Origin of the sequence: Streptomyces glaucosporus, from assembly GCF_039533345.1 — a bacterium.
Classification (GTDB): Bacteria; Actinomycetota; Actinomycetes; order Streptomycetales; family Streptomycetaceae; genus Streptomyces; species Streptomyces glaucosporus.
Map to the genome: position 1 here is coordinate 94,757 of NZ_BAAATJ010000012.1, position 18,371 is coordinate 113,127.

Below are 18,371 nucleotides of genomic sequence, written 5' to 3' on the forward strand. Positions count from 1 at the left end.
GGCGACCGTCGTCGGTCACTGCATCACGGCCAGGGCCAGCGCCCGGCGGGCCCGCATGGAGGCCCGCTCGGCGCGGCGCTGCATACGGCGGGCAACGCGCAGCCGGTGGACCCGTTGTTCGGCCTCGGCCTCCCTCATGCGTTGCTCCATATGGGCACGGGCCATGGCTTCTGGGATGAGTTGCATGTCGCGGGTCCTGTTCTGGCGCGAGGCGGCCATGTCGGAGTGGTTGCTTGCGTGGTTGTCGCTGTTGAAAGTCATCAGGGGCTCCCGTGCAGGGAAGGGACGCAGCGCGGGACCGTGCGTCGCGGGTCGGTCGATCGTGCCGGCGGTTCTCATGCCGTGACCGGGTTCTTGCGGGGACGGCCACGCGGCCGCTTGCGGGGCACGACGACGCCCTGGACGAACAGCTCGCCGCCCCAGACGCCCCAGGGCTCGCGGCGGTCCTTGGCGCCGGCAAGGCATGCCTCGCGCAGCGGGCAGGTCTGGCACAGGGACTTGGCGTACTCCACGTCGGCCGGCGACTCGGCGAAGAAGACCTCCGGGTCGTAGCTGCGGCAGGGCACGGCCACACCGAGACGCTCGATGGCGTCGTCGAGCTCGGTCAGCGTGGTGAGGGCTGTCAAGGAGTCCTCCGTGGTGTCGGACGGTCGGATCGGGTCGGGCTGTACTGACGGGGCGTGCGTCTGGATGTGCACGGCGGTGAGTTCCTCGTCTGTGTCGTCTCTTCGCCCCGGCTGGTGGCCGGGCCATGTTGGGAAAACAGAAGGGCCGCGGATCCCGGTGTGGGTTCCGCGGCCCTGGAAGGTGCCGACCTGATCGCGCCGATCAGGCTGGATCTCTCCAGGGTTCGAGCCCACGGAAGGCCCACATCGTGTGGTACTGCGACTGCTTCTGTCCGTTTTCGGCACCGTTGACCGCGTCGGTAAAGGCATGGGCATCCACCTGTGCCACCGCTGCTGCCGCGGGTGCCTGGGTCGGTCGCTCCTCGGCCCGCTCACGGGTCGGCAGGACCACACGGGACGCCGGACGCGCGACCGTGACACCGAGGACACCGGTGCCGGACAGGCTGCTGGAGCCGAGCAGGCAGGAGGCGGCGGTCTCAAGACCGATCAGCTCTTTGGTGATCAGGGTGGTCATGGAACTCGCCTCCTCTCGGCGTCCTGGGGGACCGGCCCGGTGGGCCGATCCGGATGTTCAAGGGCTAGTACAGCATGGACGGGGTGAGACGGGTCACCCCGCCTCCATCCATGTCCGGAAGGCTATGAGGGTTTGCACGGCGCGCGCAAACTATTTTTCCGGCAGATTCGTAACAGCCTCCGTGACACTTTCCGGAACTTCTTCGTCCACTTGTACGAGTGACCCCTCTCCGGTTTCCGCACGGACGTTCGCATCGACTTCCTCACCGGCGCACAGGGCCAGCACATCGGCGCCGAACCGCTGGAGCTTGCGACCGCCCACGCCCGGGATCCGGGCCAGCTCGGCCTCGTTGTCGGGCACGTTCTCGGCGATCGCCATGAGGGTCTTGTCGGTGAAGACGCAGTACGCGGGCTGCCCCAGTTCCCGGGCCCGGACCGAGCGCCACTCCCGCAGCCGCTCGTACAGCTCCTCGTCGAGATCGGAGGGGCAGTCCTCGCAGCGCATCAGCTTCATCTCGCCCGGGTCGGTGAGGGTTCGCCCGCAGACCCGGCACCGTGCCGGACCGCGCCTCCTGCGCGACCGGCCCGCACCACCGCGCTCGACGCTCCCGCCGCCCGCGCGGCCGCCGCCCGCCGGGGAACCGGGACGCAGCCCTTCCAGGAACCGGCTCGGGCGGCGCCCGCCCCGGCCGCCCGGCGAGCGGGACAGCGCCCAGGACAGGGACAGGTGGCGCCGGGCGCGGGTGACCCCGACGTAGAGCAGCCGGCGCTCCTCCTCGATCTGCTCGTCCGTCCTGGCGTGGGTGATCGGCACCGTCCCGTCGGTCAGTCCGACCAGGAAGACCGCGTCCCACTCCAGGCCCTTGGCGGCGTGCAGCGACGCCAGGGTGACGCCCTCGACCGTGGGGGCGTGCTGGGCGTTCGCCCGCTCGTCCAGTTCGGCCACGAAGTCGGCCAGGGTCGCCTGCGGCCGGGCCGCGGCGAACTCCTCGGCGAGCCGCACCAGGGCGGCCAGCGACTCCCAGCGCTCGCGCACGGCACCGGATCCGGCGGGCGGTTCGGAGCTCCAGCCGGTGCCGCCCAGCACCGCCCGCACCTGGGAGGGCAGGCCGACGGCGTCGGCCAGCAGCGTGTCGTTGCCGCCGGCGCGTGCGGCGCCGCGCAGGGCGAGCCCCGCCTCGCGCACCTCGGGGCGCTCGAAGAACCGCTCCGCGCCGCGCAGTTGGTAGGGCACCGCCGCGTCGGCGAGGGCCTGCTCGTAGACCTCGGACTGGGCGTTGACGCGGTAGAGCACCGCGATCTCGCTCGCGGGAACCCCGGCGTCCATCAGCTCCCGGATGCGGTGGGCGACACCCTCGGCCTCGGCGGGCTCGTCGGCGTACTCGGTGTAGACCGGTTCCGGCCCGGCTTCGCGCTGGGAGACCAGTTCGAGCCGGTGCTCGGCGGCCCGGCCCCGCGCCTGGGCCAGCAGTCCGTTGGCCAGGTGGACCACCTGCGGCGTGGAGCGGTAGTCGCGCACCAGTTTCACCACCGTGGCATCGGGGTGGCGGGCGCGGAAGTTCAGCAGGTGGTCGGGGGTGGCGCCGGTGAAGGAGTAGATCGTCTGGCTGGCGTCGCCGACCACGCAGATCGAGTTCCGCTCCCCCAGCCACAACTCCAGCAGCCTCTGCTGGAGCGGGCTGACGTCCTGGTACTCGTCCACGACGAAGTGCTGGTACTGCCGCCGCACGGTGTCGGCGATGTCCGGGCGCTCCTCCAGGATGCCGACGGTGAGCAGCAGCACGTCCTCGAAGTCGATCGCCGCGCGCTCGCGCTTGAGCTGCTCGTAGAGCCCGTAGATCCGGCTGATCTCGGCCGGATCCCTCGGTGCCTCGCGTACGGATTTGGCCACCGCGGCCGGATAGTCCTCCGGTACCGTCTGCGTGACCTTGGCCCATTCGATCTCGGCCGTCACATCGCGCAGTTCGTTGCGGTCGAGGCGGACGCGGCAGCGGGCCGCGGCCTCCGCGACGAGCTGGACCTTGCGCTCCAGCAGGCGTGGAAGCTCGCCGCCGACCGCCTTGGGCCAGAAGAACTGCAACTGCCGCAGCGCGGCGGAGTGGAAGGTGCGGGCCTGCACACCGCCGGCGCCGAGTTGGCGCAGCCGCCCGCGCATCTCCCCCGCCGCCCGGTTGGTGAAGGTGACGGCGAGCACACTCGCGGGCTGGTACACCCCGGCCCGCACCCCGTACGCGATCCGGTGCGTGATGGCCCGGGTCTTGCCCGTACCGGCCCCTGCCAGGACGCACACCGGGCCGTGCAGTGCCGTGGCCACCTCGCGCTGCTCGGGGTCGAGCCCTTCGAGTACCGCGTCCGGCGAGTCGGGGACGGCTGGGAACAGAGGGGAGGGCGTTGCTGCTGTCACCCCGCCATGCTGCCAGGTCGCCGGAGAAGCCCGTGACCGCCGTCCACAGGCGGCGGGAGTTCGTCGTACTTCTCCGCGTACTTCTCCGCCTCCCCGTGCCCCCTGGCTCCTCGTGCGGGGCGTCCCGTGCGGAGTCCGCGGAACGCCCGGCGCGCTTCGGGGATGCCCGGACGGCGCCGGGGAGACGCGGCTCACCGCGGCGGGGCCCGTTCCCGGGAATGGTCCCGGGCGGCCGGACGTTCCACCGGTGCCAACACGCCGAGACGAAGGAGCGCGAGGACCCATGGCGGGAACGGTGACGATGTACAGCACCACCTGGTGCGGCTACTGCCGCCGGCTCAAGAGCCAGATGGACCGCGAGGGGATCGCGTACACCGAGGTCAACATCGAGCAGGACCCGGAGGCCGCGGCCTTCGTCGAGAAGGTCAACAACGGCAACCAGCTCGTTCCGACCGTGCTCTTCCCCGACGGTTCGGCCCTTCCCAACCCGTCGATCGCACAGGTCAGGCAGAAGATCGGCGCCTGAGCGGGCCCGCGCGCGCCCGTTTCCGGGGCGGCCCCCACGGCCGGCGGAGCCGTGGGGGCCGCCCCGCTGTGCGTCCGCACCGGGCGGAGGCCGGCGAGCCGGCCGCGCGGCGCGTGTCCGGTCCTGACGCGGGACGCGGTGAGGCGTGCGGTGTTCCGCCGGTGCCCGGCGGCCGTCCGGCACAGCGCCGGCGGAGAGGACGGGGCGGACCGGCTCGTCGCGCGGCACCCGGTCGGCGGCCGGTTCGGCGGCCGCCGGGCGGCTCGGGAGGCCGGGCGAACGGGGCGTCAGGGGATCGCGGCGTCAGGGGATCGGGGCGTCAGGGGATCGCGGCGGAAGCGGCCTGCTCCGCCGCGGCGGTCCGGTGCTCCACGGCGCCGGTGGTGCGCGTCGGCCGGCGGCCGGCACTCCGTCAGACGCCTCTCCGTCCCGGCCGCCGGTCCCCGGGACCTCTTCCGGCCGGCCGCCCGTGGGTCCCCGGGGCGAACCCGCCCCGGCAGCGGACCTCCGGGCTCCGGTCGCCGCCGGGCCGCCGCGCCCCCGGGCCCGGGAGCCTCCGGGCGCCACGGTCAGGGCGCCGGAAGGCCCGGCGAGCCGGTCAGCGACGGGGCCGGAGAGCGTACGGCCGTCCACGGGTGCGTGGTCTCCGCGTCCCGGTCGCCCCCTGACGCCGTGACGCCCGTCGCACCGGGGATGCGGCCCGGCGTTCCCGGGCGCCCGGCCGTGCGGCGGCGAGGAACCGCAGTCCGTCCGGCTCCGCCGGGGTCCGTCACAGCCCCCGCTCCGCGAGGTCCGTCCGCCGCGCGCGGGCCGCCAGGGCCAGCAGTTCGTCGACCGGCCACTGGTCGTAGACGTGCTCGCCGTACTTGCGGGCGACGACGCGGCCCCCGGCGTCGATCAGGAAGTCGGCGGGGAGGCCGAACCGGCCGCCGTGCGGTCTGGCCGACGGCCTGCGCTCCCGTCCCCGGGCGATCTCCCGCGCGCTGCGCGCGACCGCCCTGAGGATCGGCGGCCAGGCGCGCGGGGAGAGCAGGGAACGGGGCGCCGACTCCACGCCGAACTCGGCGTACAGCCGCCTGTCAGGGTCGGCGACGACGGCGAACGGCAGGTCCGCCGCGTGCTTCGCCAGTTCCTCGGGATGCGAGTGGAAGACCACGACCTCGCGGACGCCCGCGGCCTCGATCTCCGCGTGCCGCCGCACCACCGACCGCAGGTGGAGGCTGCAGATCGGGCAGCCGGCGAACCGCCGGAACTGCAGGTGGACCAGCCGTTCGCGGTCCGGCACGGCCACCGGCGGGCCGAAGACGGAGGTGAGTTCACGGGCGGGAACGGGCGATCCGGGTTCCAGCGGCTTCCGGGACGTGCGCATCGGGCACCCTCCAGGGCGTGAGGCCGTAGGTGTACGGCGTACACGAAACAGCGTAGGCGTATCCCGTACGCTGTCAACCGTCATGCCTCGTCCCCGCTCCCTCACCCCCACCCAGCTCGCCACGGCCGCCCTCGCCGTCATCGACCGCGACGGGCTCGCCGGGCTGTCCATGCGCGCGGTCGCCAAGGAGCTCGGCGTCAGCACGATGGCCCTCTACCGGTACGTGGAGGACCGCGAGCAGCTCGAAGAACTCGTCGTGGAGCTGGTGATCTGCGCCGCCGCCGCCGAGCCGCCCCCCGCAGAGCTGCCGTGGCGGGAGCGGCTCGGGATCCTGGCCGTGCGGCTGCGCGACGCCGTGGCCGCCCACCCGTCCGCCGTTCCGCTGACGCTCACCCACCGGCACACCTCTCCCGGCCTGCTGCGCTGGTCGGAGACGGTGCTGGCCGTCCTGGCCGAGGCGGGCTTCGAGGACGGGCGGCGGACCGTCGCGCTGCGCTGTCTGCTCGCCCACGTCATCGGGGCGATCCAACTCGACCACCTGGCCCCTCTGCCCGGCCGGGACGCCGGCACCGGACCGCCCGCGGCCGACTTCCCCCACCTGTCGCGGGCCGCACGCCACACCCGGAACGTCAGCGCCGGGCAGGAGTTCCGCGAGGGGCTCGCCGTCCTGCTGCGGGGCCTGGAGGCCTGAGCCCGCGGCCGCGGGGCCGCCCGGAGGACGGCTCCGGCACCCGCCGCGGCACGGCCCTCACGGCAGCGGCTCTCCGTACCACAGCTCGATCAGCCGGGCCGCGATGGAGATCCCGGACGGCGGCAGGACCTCGCCGGCGGCGAACGCGGCCCGCAGCTCCTCGCGCGAGAACCAGCGGGCCTCCTCGATCTCCTCCCCGTCCACCCGGATCTCGGTGGAGGTGGCGCGCGCCACGAACCCCAGCATCAGGCTGGACGGGAAGGGCCACGGCTGGCTGGCGACGTACTCCACCTCGCCGATCGTCAGGCCGACCTCCTCGCCGGCCTCCCGCACGACCGCCTGCTCGATGGACTCCCCCGGCTCCACGAAGCCCGCGAGCGTGGAGAAGCGCCCCCTGGGCCAGTGCATCTGGCGGCCCAGCAGAGCGCGGTCGTCGGCGTCCGTCACCAGCATGATCACGGCCGGGTCGGTGCGCGGGTAGTGCTCGGCCCCGCAGGCCGGGCAGCGGCGGATGTGGCCGGCCGCGGCGATGACCGTGCGCTCCCCGCAGCGCGAGCAGAAGCGGTGCATCCGCTGCCAGTTCTCCAGGGCCACCGCGTGCACCACGAGCTGCGCGTCGCGCTCGGAGAGCAGCGCGCCCGCCTCCCGCAGCCCCGCCGGGCGGGCCGCGTCGTCCATCCGGCCCGGCAGCGAGTCCTTCTGCAGCGCGAAGTAGCGCACGCCGTCCTCGTCGACGCCGAGGAAGTAGCGGTGCGCCTCGGTCAGCGGGGCGTCGAAGGACGGCATGGTCACCAGCTCGGCACGGCCGTCGCCGGTGTCCTCGATCAGCACCTGGCCGCCGGAGACCACGAAGCAGCGGGTGGTGGGGTGGCTCCAGGCCGCCGCGAGCCACGCCTCGTCCACCCGGTGGTGGGCGGCGCGGTCGATGCCGCCGGTGGCGGTGAGCGTGATCGGACGGTGGGCTTCGGTGCGGTCGGGCCAGGTGATCACGGCTGCTTCCAACTTCCCCTGCGGCGTGAGCGGTGGTTCGGGTGCGGGCTGTGGCGGCGGTCCGGCGCCCGGCTGCGGGGAAGGCCGGGTGCCCGCGGGCCCCGCGGACGGGGTACCGGCCTGTGGTGCGCCCGCGGACCGCGGTGTCCGCGAGCGGCCGGGGCGGCGCTCATGCCCCGAGCCTATCCGGCCGTCCCGCCCGTCCCGGAATCGGCCGCCGCGCCCTCCCGGGCGCCCGGCTCCCCCGTCCCGCCCTCCGCGCCCGCGGCGTGCCTCGCGCCCCCCTGACCGGAAGGGGCGCTTCCGTCCTCTCCGTGGAGCAGCAGGCGCTCCAGCTCGGCCCGGCCGGGCAGGTGCGGGGGGCGGACCAGCTCGCCGCTGCGCACGTACAGGAAGGCGGCGCGCACGGCCTGGAGCGGCAGCCCGTGCCGCTCGGCCCAGGCGAGGCGGTAGACGGCGAGCTGGAGGGGGTCGGCGGTCCTGGTGCGCCCGGTCTTCCAGTCGACGATCTCGAAGCCCCGGCCGTCCTCGTCCCGGTAGACCGCGTCGATCCGGCCGCGGACCACCCGGCCGGCGAGCACGATCCGGAAGGGCGCCTCGACCCGGTAGGGGGTGCGGTGGGCGTAGGGCGTGCGGGCGAACGCCTCCTTGAGCGCGGCCAGGTCCTGCTCGTCGGCGATTCCGGCGGGGTCCCCGAGCCCGTACCCGCCCTCGTCCTCCTCGCCGCCCGGCAGTTCGTCGGGGCCGAGCAGGGGCAGTTCCAGCTCCTCGAAGCGGGACTGCACCCAGGCGTGGAAGCGGGTGCCGCGGCGGGCCGCGGCGGGCCGCGGCGGGCGCGGCATGGGCCGGACCAGGTCCCTGGCGAAGCCCTCGGGGTCGGCGGCGAGACGCACGAGCTGGGTCGCGGACAGCGACGCCGGCAGCGGCACCTCGCGCACGCCCGACCGCGCCCGGCGCAGCTCCGCGGTGAGCGCGTCCAGATCGCGGTCCCAGGAGGCGACGCGCCGCGCCTCCTCCGGGTCCAGTCCCTCCGTGCCGCCCGTCCCGTCGTCCGACGCCGCCCGGGGGCGGGGCAGCGTCCGGTCCGCCGGGCGTCCGTCCGGCGGGACGTCCGCCCCGGCCTCCGCGCCCGCCCCGGCCTCCGCGTCCGCCCCGGCCTCCGCGTCCGGGCGGTCCCGTCCGTCCAGGTGGGCCGTGACCAGCTCGGCGGCGGCGCGGCGGCGCTCCAGGGCGTCCTCGTCCAGCGGCAGGGGCCAGGCGCGCTCCTCGGCCGCCTGCGCCAGGGCCGGGTTCTCCTCGTCCTCCGCGGGCTCCTCGGCCCAGTGCTCGACCTCGCCGTGCCGCGGATCGGCCTCGCAGTGCTCGCGCAGGGCCGTCAGGAACGACGAGGGTCCGCGCGGCGTCTTCTGGCTCGGACCCCACCAGTGGCCCGAGCCGAGCAGCAGGGAGCGGGGCCGGGTGAAGGTGACGTAGCCCAGGCGCAGTTCCTCGGTGTACTGGTGCTCCCTGACCGCCTCGTCGTAGTCCTTCAGGTCCCTGGACGTCCAGCCGCCCAGCTCCGGCAGGGTGGCCGCGTCGCCGCGCAGGGCGGGCGGCAGCACCCTGGGCCGGCTGAGCCACGACTCGCGGGCCTGTTCGCTGGGGAAGTTCTTCCTCACCAGTCCGGGGACGGCCACCACGTTCCACTCCAGCCCCTTGGACTTGTGGGCGGTGAGCACCTTCACGGTGTTCTCGCCGCCGGGCAGGGAGCCGTCCAGTCCCTTCTCGTACTCGGCGGCGGCGCGCAGGAAGCCGAGGAAGGCCAGCAGGGTGGACTGCCCGTCCAGGGACGCGAACCCGGCCGCGATGTCCAGGAAGGTCCCCAGCGTCTCGCGCCGGCGGGCTGCCACCGCGTGCGGGGAGGCGGAGAGTTCGACCTCCAGGCCGGTGACGGACAGCACCCGGTGGAGGACGTCCATCAGCGGGTCGGCGAGCGAGCGCCGCAACTCCCTTATCTCGGCGGCCAGCCGCGCGAAGCGCACCCGCGCCTCGGGGGAGAAGGGCAGCGAGTCCTCGTGGCCGGCGGGGTCCAGGAAGGTGTCGAGCGCGTCGGCCAGGGAGATCACCTCGGCCGGGTCGGTGCCCTCCACGGCGGCGGCCAGCCGCTTCTCGACGTCCACCTCCCCGTCCGGTGTGCGGGGCCCGCCGGGCACCAGCAGCCGGGCGCGGCGCCCCAGCAGGGCCAGGTCGCGCGGGCCGATGCGCCAGCGCGGGCCGGTGAGCAGCCGTACCAGGGAGGCGTTGGCCGTCGGGTCCTGGAGGACCTCGCACGTGGCGACCAGGTCGGCGATCTCCGGCAGGTGCAGCAGCCCGGACAGGCCCACCACCTCGACGGGGACGTCGCGGGCCACCAGCGCGCCCTGGATCTCGGCGAAGTCCCCGGCGGTACGGCACAGCACGGCGATCTCCCCCGGCGGGGTGCCGGTGTTCACCAGATGGGCGATGGAGTCGGCCAGCCACGCGATCTCCTCGGCGTGGGTGCGCAGCAGCGCGCAGCGCACCAGGCCGTCGTGCTCGGCGCCGGGGGCGGGGCGCAGCGCCTCCACCCCGGCGTGGCGGGCGCGCAGCGGCGCGGCCAGGGTGTTGGCCAGGCGGAGCAGCCGCCCGCCGCTGCGGCGGTTCTCGCTCAGGGCGTACCGCCGGGCGGGGGTGCCGTCGGCGTGGGGGAAGTGCTCGGGGAAGTCGTCGAGGTTGGCCACGGAGGCGCCGCGCCAGCCGTAGATCGCCTGGCAGGGGTCGCCGACGGCGGTGACCGGGTGGCCGGCGCCCTCCGCCGTCCCCGACGGGGCCGCCCCCGCCCCGAACAGGCCGGAGAGCAGGACGCGCTGGGCGACGGAGGTGTCCTGGTACTCGTCCAGCAGCACCACGGCGTACTCGTCGCGGAGGATCCGCCCGACCTCGGGGACGTCGCGGGCCAGCTTCGCCGACAGGGCCATCTGGTCGCCGAAGTCGAGCAGTTCGCGTTCGCGTTTGCGCCTGCGGTACTCCTCGACGAGCCCCAGCAGCTCCAGGCGTCCCCGCACGGTCTCGGGCACTTTGCGCAGGGCGGCGTTGGTGAGCTTCACCCCGCCGCCGGTCAGCAGGTCCAGCAGCGCCGTGTCGTGCTCCCGCAGCCTGCCGGGCTCCACCAGGTGCTCGGAGAGTTCGGCGTCGAGCGCGAGCAGGTCGCGGACGAGTTCCCCGACGGACTTGGTCAGCGCCGTGAAGGGGCCGGGCGCGGTGCGCAGCACCGAGGCGGCGAGCTGGTAGCGCGTGGCGTCGGCCAGCAGCCGGGCCGAGGGCTCGATCCCCAGCCGCAGGCCGTGCTCGGTCAGCAGCTGCCCCGCGAAGGAGTGGTACGTGGAGATCCGCGGCTCGCCGGGCGTCCGGTCGGGGTCGGCGGGGTCGGGATCCAGCACCCCGGCCTTCGCCAGGGCCTTGCGCACGCGGTCGGTCAGCTCGCCGGCCGCCTTGTTGGTGAAGGTCAGGCCGAGGACCCGCTCGGGCGCGACCTGACCGGTGCCCACCAGCCAGACCACCCGGGCGGCCATCACCGTCGTCTTGCCCGAGCCGGCTCCGGCCACGATGACCTGCGGGGCGGGCGGAGCGGTGATGCACTCCAACTGCTCGGCGGTGAAGGGGATGCCGAGGAGCCGCCTGAGATCGTCGGGGTCGGTGAGCTGTGCGGGCACCCGCAAGACGCTAGCGCCACCCGCCGACAGCCGCGGCGGCGCGTCCGCCTGCGGGGGCGGGCGGGCGCCGCCGGACGCGGGGCGCCCGGCGGCCAGCCTCGGGGTCAACTCCGGCCGCTATGGGGAGAGTTGACCCGCAGCGGGGGACTCGTCCGGTCCGGGTCCGGCTTCCCCGCCCGGTTCGCCGCGGCCGGTGAAGTCCGTCACACCCGGTCGGCGGAGGCCGTCAGTCCACGACGTGGCGTCCCTCCGGCCGGGCGCTGCACGCCGCCTTGAAGGAGCAGGTGTCGCAGTGCCGCCCGGGGGAGGGGGTGAACCGCTCGTCCAGGACACGGCCCGCGGCGTCGGCCAGCAGGCCGCCGACCCAGTCCCCGTCCCCGCCGTAGGACGGCAGGGCCTGCTGCCGCTGCACGGCCGGGAGTTCGTCGCCGCCCTCCTTCCTGGGCGCGCCGATCCGCAGGTGGACCAGTTCCGCGCCGCCCGGCTCCGGCGGCCCGCCGGCGTCGCCCAGGGCGCCCTCGCGCACCGCCACCTGGTAGACGGCCAGCTGGGGGTGGCGTTCGACCTCGGCGGCGGTCGGCTTGTTCTTCCCCGTCTTGAAGTCGACGACGTACGCCCGGCCGTCCGGGCCGCGCTCGACGCGGTCCATGGTGCCGCGGATGCGGACCTCGTGGCCGCCCGCCTCCAGCGTCACGTCGAAGCGGTGCTCGGTGGCGACCGTCTCGCGTCCGAGGTCCCGCTCCATGACGTGCCAGCGCAGGAAGCGCTCCAGCGCGGCGCGGGCGTTCTCCTTCTCCTGGCGGGACTTCCAGGGGGCCTCGAAGGCGAGCGAGTCCCACACCGAGTCCAGCCGCTCCAGCAGCACGGACAGGTCGGCGGGGGTGCCGCCCGAGGCGACCTCGTCGGCCAGGACGTGCAGCACGTTGCCGAACCCCTGGGCGGCGGTGGCGGGCGGCTCGGCCTTCACCTCGCGGCCCAGGAACCACTGGAGGGAGCAGGCCTCGGCCAGTTGGTGCAGGGCACTGCCCGAGAGGACGACCGGCTTGTCCCGGTCGCGCAGCGGCACCCGCGAGCGGGTCGGCTCGTACAGGCCCCACCAGCGGTGCGGATGCGCGGCGGGCACCAGGGCGTTGCCGTCGTCGTCGCGCAGCGCGGCCAGCTTCGCCAGCCGCCTCGCGGCCGCCTCGCGCAGCGCGGGGGAGGCCTCGGGGTCCACGGTGGTGGCGCGCAGCTCGGCCACCAGGGCGGGCACCGACAGCGGGCGCTTCGGGCGGCCGGTGACGTCCCTGGGCTCGACGCCGAGTTCGGCCAGGAAGCGGGAGGGCTGGTCGCCGTCCTCCGCCGCGGCCTTGACGGCGGTGACGACCAGGCGGTCGGCGGCGCGGGTGGCCGCCACGTAGAACAGCCGGCGCTCCTCCGCCAGCATCGCGCCGGGCGTGAGGGGCTCGGCCAGCCCGTCGCGGCCTATGCGGTCGGCCTCCAGCAGGGAGCCGCGGCGCCGCAGGTCGGGCCAGAGTCCCTCCTGCACCCCGGCGACGACCACCAGCCGCCACTGCAGTCCCTTGGAGCGGTGCGCGGTCATCAGCCGTACCGCGTCGGGGCGCAGCGCCCGGGGGGCGATGGTGTCGCCGGCGATGTCCTGGGCGTCCACCTCCTCCAGGAAGTTGAGCGCGCCGCGTCCGCCGACGCGCTCCTCGGCCCGGGCTGCGGCGGCGAACAGCGCGCAGACGGCGTCCAGGTCGCGGTCGGCGTTGCGGCCCGCGGCGCCGCCGCGCTCGGCGGCACGCCTCAGCCGGGCGGGCCACCTGCCCTCCCGGTCGTCGTCGAGGCCGTCGTTCCACAGCAGCCACAGCGCCTCCTCGGCCGTGGCGCCCCCGGCCAGCGCCTCGCGCGTCTTGCGCAGGAGCAGCCCGAGCCGCTCGGCGCCGCGCGCGTAGGAGGGGTCGTGCGCGACCAGCCGCTCGGGTTCGGACAGCGCCTCGGCCAGCAGTTCGTCCGAGGGGCGGGGGACGGCGCGGCCCGCGGCCCGTTCCTCCTCGCGCAGCGCGCGGCCCAGGCGGCGCAGGTCGGCGCCGTCCATGCCGCCCAGCGGGGAGGTCAGCAGGGTGAGCGCGGTCTCCACGTCGATCCAGGGCTCCGGGACGGCGGAGCCCGCGGTGTCGGCCGCGGCGGCGCGGGCCACCACGCGCAGCGCGGTCAGCAGCGGGACGACGGCCGGCTCCTGGCGCAGCGGGACGTCGTCGCCGTCCATCTCCACCGGCACCCCGGCCGAGGTCAGCGCCCGCCGCACGGAGGGGAGCGTGCGGTGGCCCGCGCGGACCAGCACGGCCATCTCCCGCCACGGGACGCCCTCCTCCAGGTGGGCGCGGCGCAGCAGGTCGGCGATGTTGTCCAGCTCGGAGCCGGGGGTGGGGTAGGTGTGGACCTCCACCCGGCCGCCCTCCCGGGCGGCGGTCTGCTCGCGGTGGGTGCGGACGGCCTCGGCGGGCAGCCGGGTGAGCGGCATGCGGCGGGCGATCCGCCGCGTGGCCTCCAGCAGCACCGAGCCGGAGCGGCGGTTGACCCGCAGCACCTCGACCGGCGCCGGGGCGCCGTCGCGCCGCCGGAAGGTCGTCGGGAAGTCGAGGATGCCGTTCACGTCGGAGCCGCGGAAGGCGTAGATCGACTGGTCGGGATCGCCGAGGGCGATCAGGGTGCGGCCGCCGCCGGCCAGCGCGCGCAGCAGCCTGACCTGCGCCGGGTCGGTGTCCTGGTACTCGTCGACGTAGACCGCGTCGTACCGGGCGGCCAGCCGCGCCCCGACGTCGTCCCGCTCGGCGAGCAGCACCGCGCGGTGCACCAGTTCGGCGTAGTCGAGCACGCCCTGCAGGTCCAGCACGTCGAGGTACTCGGCCATGAAGGCGGCCGCGGCCCGCCAGTCGGGGCGGCCGGCGCGGCGGGCGAAGGCGTCCAGGGCGTCCGGGCCCAGGCCCAGCTCCCGGCTGCGGGCCAGGACCGCCCGCAGCTCGTCGGCGAAGCCGCGCGTGGTCAGGCAGGCGCGCAGCTCGTCGGGCCACCCGGCCCGGACCCGCCCGGCGTCCTCCAGGGAGGCCTGTCCGGCCAGCAGCTCGCGGATGCGCAGGTCCTGCTCGGGGCCGGACAGCAGCCGCAGGGGTTCGGCGAACAGGTCGGCGTCCTGGTGGGCCCGGACCAGCGCGTAGCAGTACGAGTGGAACGTCGTCGCCTGGGGGGCCGTCCCCCGGATCCGGGCCGCCATCCGGTCCCTCAGCTCGACCGCCGCCTTGCGGCTGAAGGTCAGCACGAGGATGCGCTCCGGGTCGCCTCCGCGCCGGATCCGCTCGGCGACGGACTCCACCAGGGTGGTGGTCTTGCCGGTGCCGGGCCCGGCCAGGACGAGCAGCGGCCCGTCCCGGTGGGCAACCACCGCGCGCTGCCGTGCGTCCAAGGCAGGGAGGCTCGCCGGACCGGGCGGGGTACGCACCAGACGGTACGTATCGGACTTATGGGAGGAACTCACGTGGATCGCCGGTCCTGGTCGCTGTGCTGGATGGTGCAGACGGTACGCCAGTCGGCAGCCGGGGCGCAGCCCGTCCCGTCCGCATCCCCCGCACCCCGCCCGGACGGGCGGCGCCGCGACGGAAGCCGGTGCGCGTGAGGAGCGCGAGGAGACCCGTGCGGGGACCGTCAGAGGGCGGCGCCGTCCGCACCTCCGTCCGCACCGCCGTCCCAGCGGGCCCGGCGCATGTCGACGCGCACGTCCCCGGGGGCGCCGCCCGGCCCCCCGGCGTCCCCGCGCAGCGGGGTGCCCTCCCGGCGGTAGTGCTCCAGGGCCCGCCGCTCGTGGCCGGGCAGCAGCACCCCGTCGGCCCGCACCACGCGCCACCAGGGCACCGCGCCGCCGTAGAGCGCCATCACCCGGCCCACCTGCCGCGGCCCTCCCTCCCCCAGCCACTCGGCGATGTCGCCGTACGTCATCACCCGGCCGGGCGGGATGCCCTCCGCCACGGCCAGCACCCTCTCCGCGTACTCCGGCAGCTCGCCGGCGGGCCCGTCCATGGCCGTCATGGTGCCCCACGCCGCCGGCGGCCCGCGCCGGTTCACCGTCCCGCGGCGGGGGTACCGCCACGGAGGGCGGTGCGCGGGGGCCCCCGCGACACGCACAAAATCCGCCTTCCGCGGAGAAAAGAGACCTCGTGCGTCCCTCCCGGGCTCCCTCGTGCCACCATTCGTCCCGGCGGTGACAGGTGATACGAGAGCAAAAAGAGACCGAAGAGCAGGGCGGGCCCCCTCCGCGGGAGGGGCCCCGCTCCGATGCGGCTTTGCGCCGCACGGGCGGTCCGGGACCCGACCACCTGGACGGCGACGAGCCGATCCTCCCCGCCCGGGTGCACCGTCCCTCGGACCTGATGCGGCTGCTGCTGGGCGTCCTCGGCATCGCCGTCGTGCTGACCGTCGCCGCCTTCGCCCACGGCACCACCGCGGGGCTGGAGCAGGACATCGCCAAGGGCGCGGGGCAGGCGCCGCTGCTGCTGATCCGCTTCGCCGGGTTCGCCTCCAGCGTCGCCGTGCTCATCGTGCCGGTCGCCTTCGCCGTCGAGCGGCTGATCAAACGGGACGGGCTGCGGATCGCCGACGGCGTCCTCGCCGCCGTCCTGGCGCACGGCGTCTCGCTCGCCACCGACCTGTGGGTCGCCGAGCAGGCACCGCCGTCGGTCCGGAACGCGCTGATCGACCCGGCGCCGGACGGCGGGCTCACCGACCCGGTGCACGGCTACCTGGCGCCCGTCATCGCCTACATGACGGCCGTCGGCATGGCCCGCCGCCCCCGCTGGCGCGTCCTGCTGTGGGCCGTGCTGCTGCTGGACGCCTTCGCGGTGCTGGTCGGCGGCTACACCACGCCGTTCTCGATCCTGGTCACCGTGCTGATCGGCTGGACCGTCGCCTACGGCACGCTGTACGCGGTCGGCTCCCCCAACGTCCGCCCCACCGCCCAGCAGCTGCTGGGCGGGCTGCGGCGGGTCGGCTTCAAGCCGGTCCGGGCGCTGCGCGAGGACCAGCCCGAGACCGACCGCTCCGAGCAGAGCGACCGGGGCCGCCGCTATCTGGTCACCCTGGAGGACGGCCCTCCGCTCGACGTCATCCTCGTGGACCGCGAGCAGCAGGCGCACGGCTTCTACTACCGCGCCTGGCGCCGCTTCGCGCTGCGCGGCATCACCCAGCGCCGCAGCCTCCAGTCGCTGCGGCAGGCCCTGGAGCAGGAGGCCCTGCTGGCGTACGCGGCCATCGCCGCCGGCGCCAACGCCCCCCGGCTGATCGCCACCTCCGAGCTGGGCCCCGACGCGGTGATGCTCGTCTACGAGCACATCGACGGACGGGGTCTGGACACCCTCCCGGACGAGGAGATCACCGACGAGCTGATGCGGGCGGTCTGGCGGCAGGTCAAGGCCCTCCAGTCGCGGCGGATCGCCCACCGGCGGCTGGAGGACGACGCGGTGCTGGTGGACCGTTCCGGCACGGTGTTCCTCACCGACTTCAGCGGCGGCGAGATCGCGGCCGGCGACCTGGTGCTGCGGATGGACGTCGCACAGCTGCTGACCACCTTCGGCCTGCGCGCCGGCGCCGAGCGCTCGGTCGCGGCGGCGGTCGCGGTGCTGGGCCCGGACGCGGTGGCCGACAGCCTCCCGCTGCTCCAGCCGATCGCCCTCAACCGCAACACCCGCGCCACCCTGCGCCGGCTGAACAAGGAGCGCGCCCAGCGCGAGCGTGAGGCGGCCATCGAGGCCTCCCGCGCCGGCCGGGAGGCGGCCGGGGAAGGGGAGGCCGGGGAGCTGGAGGCCGCCGGCGGCCGCTCCCCGCGGGCCGAGAAGCACGCCGAACGGGCCGAGAAGCAGGCCGTCATGGCCGCGCTGGAGGAGGCGCGCGAGGAGGACCTGCTCTCGCAGATCCGCCGGCAGGTGCTGCTGGTGCGCCCGCAGGCGCCCGTCGAGCCGGCCCGTCTGGAGCGGGTCAGGCCGCGCACCGTGGTCAGCTTCGTCGCGGGCGCCCTCGCCGCGTACTTCCTGCTCTCGCAGCTCACCCATGTGGACCCCCGCCAGGTCGTCAGCGGGGCGGACTGGGGGTGGGTGGCCGCGGCCCTGTTCTTCGCCGCGCTGACGTACGTCGCGGCGGCGCTGAGCCTGCTCGGCTTCGTGCCCGAGAAGGTGCCGTTCGTGCGCACGGTGCTCGCCCAGGTGGCGGGCTCCTTCGTCAAGCTGGTCGCGCCCGCCGCGGTCGGCGGCGTCGCGCTCAACACGCGGTTCCTGCAGCGGTCCGGGGTCCGTCCCGGCCACGCGGTCGCCAGCGTCGGCGCGTCCCAGCTCTTCGGCCTGGGGTGCCACATCGTCCTGCTGCTGTTCTTCGGCTATCTGACGGGCACGGAGCACACCCCGACCCTCTCCCCGTCCCGCACGGTGATCGCGGGGCTGCTGACGGCGGCCGTGCTGGCCCTGGTCGTGGCGGCGGTCCCGGTGCTGCGGAAGTTCGTCGTGGAGCGGGTGCGGGCGCTGTTCGCGGGCGTCGTCCCCCGGATGCTGGACGTCCTCCAGCGCCCGCAGAAGCTGCTCAGCGGCATCGGCGGGATGCTGCTGCTGACGGTCTCGTTCGTGATGTGCCTGGACGCCTCGATCCGGGCCTTCGGCGGCGAGCTGAGCTACGCGAGCATCGCGGTGGTCTTCCTCGCCGGCAACGCGCTGGGCTCCGCCGCCCCCACCCCGGGCGGGCTCGGGGCGGTGGAGGCGGCCCTGTTCGCGGGCCTGGTCGCCTTCGGCCTGGAGAAGGAGATCGCCACCCCGGCGGTGCTGCTCTTCCGGCTGATGACCTTCTGGCTGCCCGTCCTCCCCGGCTGGCTCTCCTTCACCCACCTGACCCGCAGGCAGGCCCTCTGAACCGCGGAGAGCCGCACTGAACCGCACTGAACCGCACTGAACCGCGCAGCGCTACCGGCGCGGGGCCCGCGTCCCGCGGTCCCCGGGGACACCAGCGGAAGCCGCGGATGCGAGGCACATCGCCGGTGTCGCCTTGCGTATGCCAGCCGGGCGGCTCTACCGTCCTGCACATGCCTTCCTACTCCATGGGCCGGGCGGCGCGGCTGCTCGGGGTCAGCGCCGACACGGTGCGCCGCTGGGCCGACTCCGGACGGCTGCCGACCCGCCGTGACGGCCACGGCAAGCGGCTCGTGGAGGGAACGGACCTCGCCGCCTTCGCCGTCGCGCTCGCCGCCGACGGCACGGACGGCGCGGGCGGCGGGGAGGAGGAGCCCCGCACCAGTGTCCGCAACGCCTTCCCGGGGATCGTCACCGCCGTCACCCTCGGCGACGTCGCCGCCCAGGTGGAGATCCAGTCCGGACCCCACCGGCTGGTCTCCCTGCTCACCCGGGAGGCCGTGGAGGATCTGGGGCTGGCCGTCGGCGTGGAGGCCGTGGCCCGGGTGAAGGCCACCAATGTGCACGTCGACCGGGCATGAGGCGGCCCCCGTGACCTCGCCGCACACCGCTCCGCTCCCCC

General features: G+C 75.3%; 13 protein-coding genes. 4 read left to right on the top strand and 9 right to left on the bottom strand.

The genetic code is table 11. From position 1 onward, the window contains the following. Positions 1 to 15 precede the first annotated feature (15 nt). The 4 genes from ABD358_RS14920 to ABD358_RS14935 all read right to left on the bottom strand — a co-directional run bounded on the left by ABD358_RS14920 (position 16) and on the right by ABD358_RS14935 (position 3,543). Entirely contained in the window at positions 16 to 339 is a 324-nt protein-coding gene (locus ABD358_RS14920) for a hypothetical protein (protein WP_344631475.1), read from the bottom strand. Continuing rightward, positions 336 to 698 (bottom strand): WhiB family transcriptional regulator, encoded by a 363-nt coding sequence (locus tag ABD358_RS14925; RefSeq protein ID WP_344631476.1) that lies wholly within the window; start codon positions 696 to 698, stop codon positions 336 to 338. Before ABD358_RS14925 ends, ABD358_RS14920 begins: the two co-directional genes overlap by 4 nt. A 130-nt stretch (positions 699 to 828) precedes the next feature. After that, positions 829 to 1,140 carry a hypothetical protein gene (locus ABD358_RS14930; protein WP_344631477.1) on the bottom strand — a complete coding sequence of 104 codons (312 nt, stop codon included), beginning with the start codon at positions 1,138 to 1,140 and terminating at the stop codon, positions 829 to 831. 150 nt (positions 1,141 to 1,290) lie between these two features. Beyond that, positions 1,291 to 3,543, bottom strand: a complete 2,253-nt coding sequence (locus ABD358_RS14935; RefSeq protein WP_344631478.1) for an ATP-dependent DNA helicase UvrD2 — start codon at positions 3,541 to 3,543, stop codon at positions 1,291 to 1,293. Between the two features lie 283 nt (positions 3,544 to 3,826). Here ABD358_RS14935 and ABD358_RS14940 point away from each other — a divergent pair, with 283 nt between their 5' ends. Then, positions 3,827 to 4,069 carry a mycoredoxin gene (locus ABD358_RS14940; RefSeq protein WP_344631479.1) on the top strand — a complete coding sequence of 81 codons (243 nt, stop codon included), beginning with the start codon at positions 3,827 to 3,829 and terminating at the stop codon, positions 4,067 to 4,069. A gap of 769 nt (positions 4,070 to 4,838) precedes the next feature. On the opposite strand, the gene ABD358_RS14945 is transcribed toward ABD358_RS14940, so the two are convergent. Beyond that, positions 4,839 to 5,438 (bottom strand): peroxiredoxin-like family protein, encoded by a 600-nt coding sequence (locus ABD358_RS14945; protein ID WP_344631480.1) that lies wholly within the window; start codon positions 5,436 to 5,438, stop codon positions 4,839 to 4,841. A gap of 82 nt (positions 5,439 to 5,520) precedes the next feature. Here ABD358_RS14945 and ABD358_RS14950 point away from each other — a divergent pair, with 82 nt between their 5' ends. Then, positions 5,521 to 6,129, top strand: coding sequence for a TetR/AcrR family transcriptional regulator (locus tag ABD358_RS14950; protein ID WP_344631481.1), 609 nt, complete (start codon positions 5,521 to 5,523; stop codon positions 6,127 to 6,129). Between the two features lie 57 nt (positions 6,130 to 6,186). Here the strand turns inward: ABD358_RS14950 and nudC are convergent, their stop codons facing one another. The 4 genes from nudC to ABD358_RS14970 all read right to left on the bottom strand — a co-directional run bounded on the left by nudC (position 6,187) and on the right by ABD358_RS14970 (position 14,885). After that, the gene (gene nudC / locus ABD358_RS14955; RefSeq protein WP_344631482.1) at positions 6,187 to 7,119 is read right to left on the bottom strand and encodes an NAD(+) diphosphatase; all 933 of its coding nucleotides are present in this window, start codon (positions 7,117 to 7,119) and stop codon (positions 6,187 to 6,189) included. A gap of 182 nt (positions 7,120 to 7,301) precedes the next feature. After that, a complete protein-coding gene (locus ABD358_RS14960) occupies positions 7,302 to 10,829 on the bottom strand; it encodes an ATP-dependent DNA helicase (RefSeq protein ID WP_344631483.1) in 3,528 nt (1,175 codons plus the stop codon). 226 nt (positions 10,830 to 11,055) lie between these two features. Continuing rightward, the gene (locus tag ABD358_RS14965) at positions 11,056 to 14,346 is read right to left on the bottom strand and encodes an ATP-dependent helicase (protein ID WP_344631484.1); all 3,291 of its coding nucleotides are present in this window, start codon (positions 14,344 to 14,346) and stop codon (positions 11,056 to 11,058) included. Positions 14,347 to 14,513: 167 nt separating this feature from the next. Further along, positions 14,514 to 14,885 carry an MGMT family protein gene (locus tag ABD358_RS14970; protein WP_344631485.1) on the bottom strand — a complete coding sequence of 124 codons (372 nt, stop codon included), beginning with the start codon at positions 14,883 to 14,885 and terminating at the stop codon, positions 14,514 to 14,516. Between the two features lie 188 nt (positions 14,886 to 15,073). Here ABD358_RS14970 and ABD358_RS14975 point away from each other — a divergent pair, with 188 nt between their 5' ends. Further along, positions 15,074 to 17,752, top strand: coding sequence for a flippase-like domain-containing protein (locus ABD358_RS14975; protein WP_425576330.1), 2,679 nt, complete (start codon positions 15,074 to 15,076; stop codon positions 17,750 to 17,752). 170 nt (positions 17,753 to 17,922) lie between these two features. Then, positions 17,923 to 18,330 carry a TOBE domain-containing protein gene (locus ABD358_RS14980; protein WP_344631487.1) on the top strand — a complete coding sequence of 136 codons (408 nt, stop codon included), beginning with the start codon at positions 17,923 to 17,925 and terminating at the stop codon, positions 18,328 to 18,330. Positions 18,331 to 18,371 lie beyond the last annotated feature (41 nt).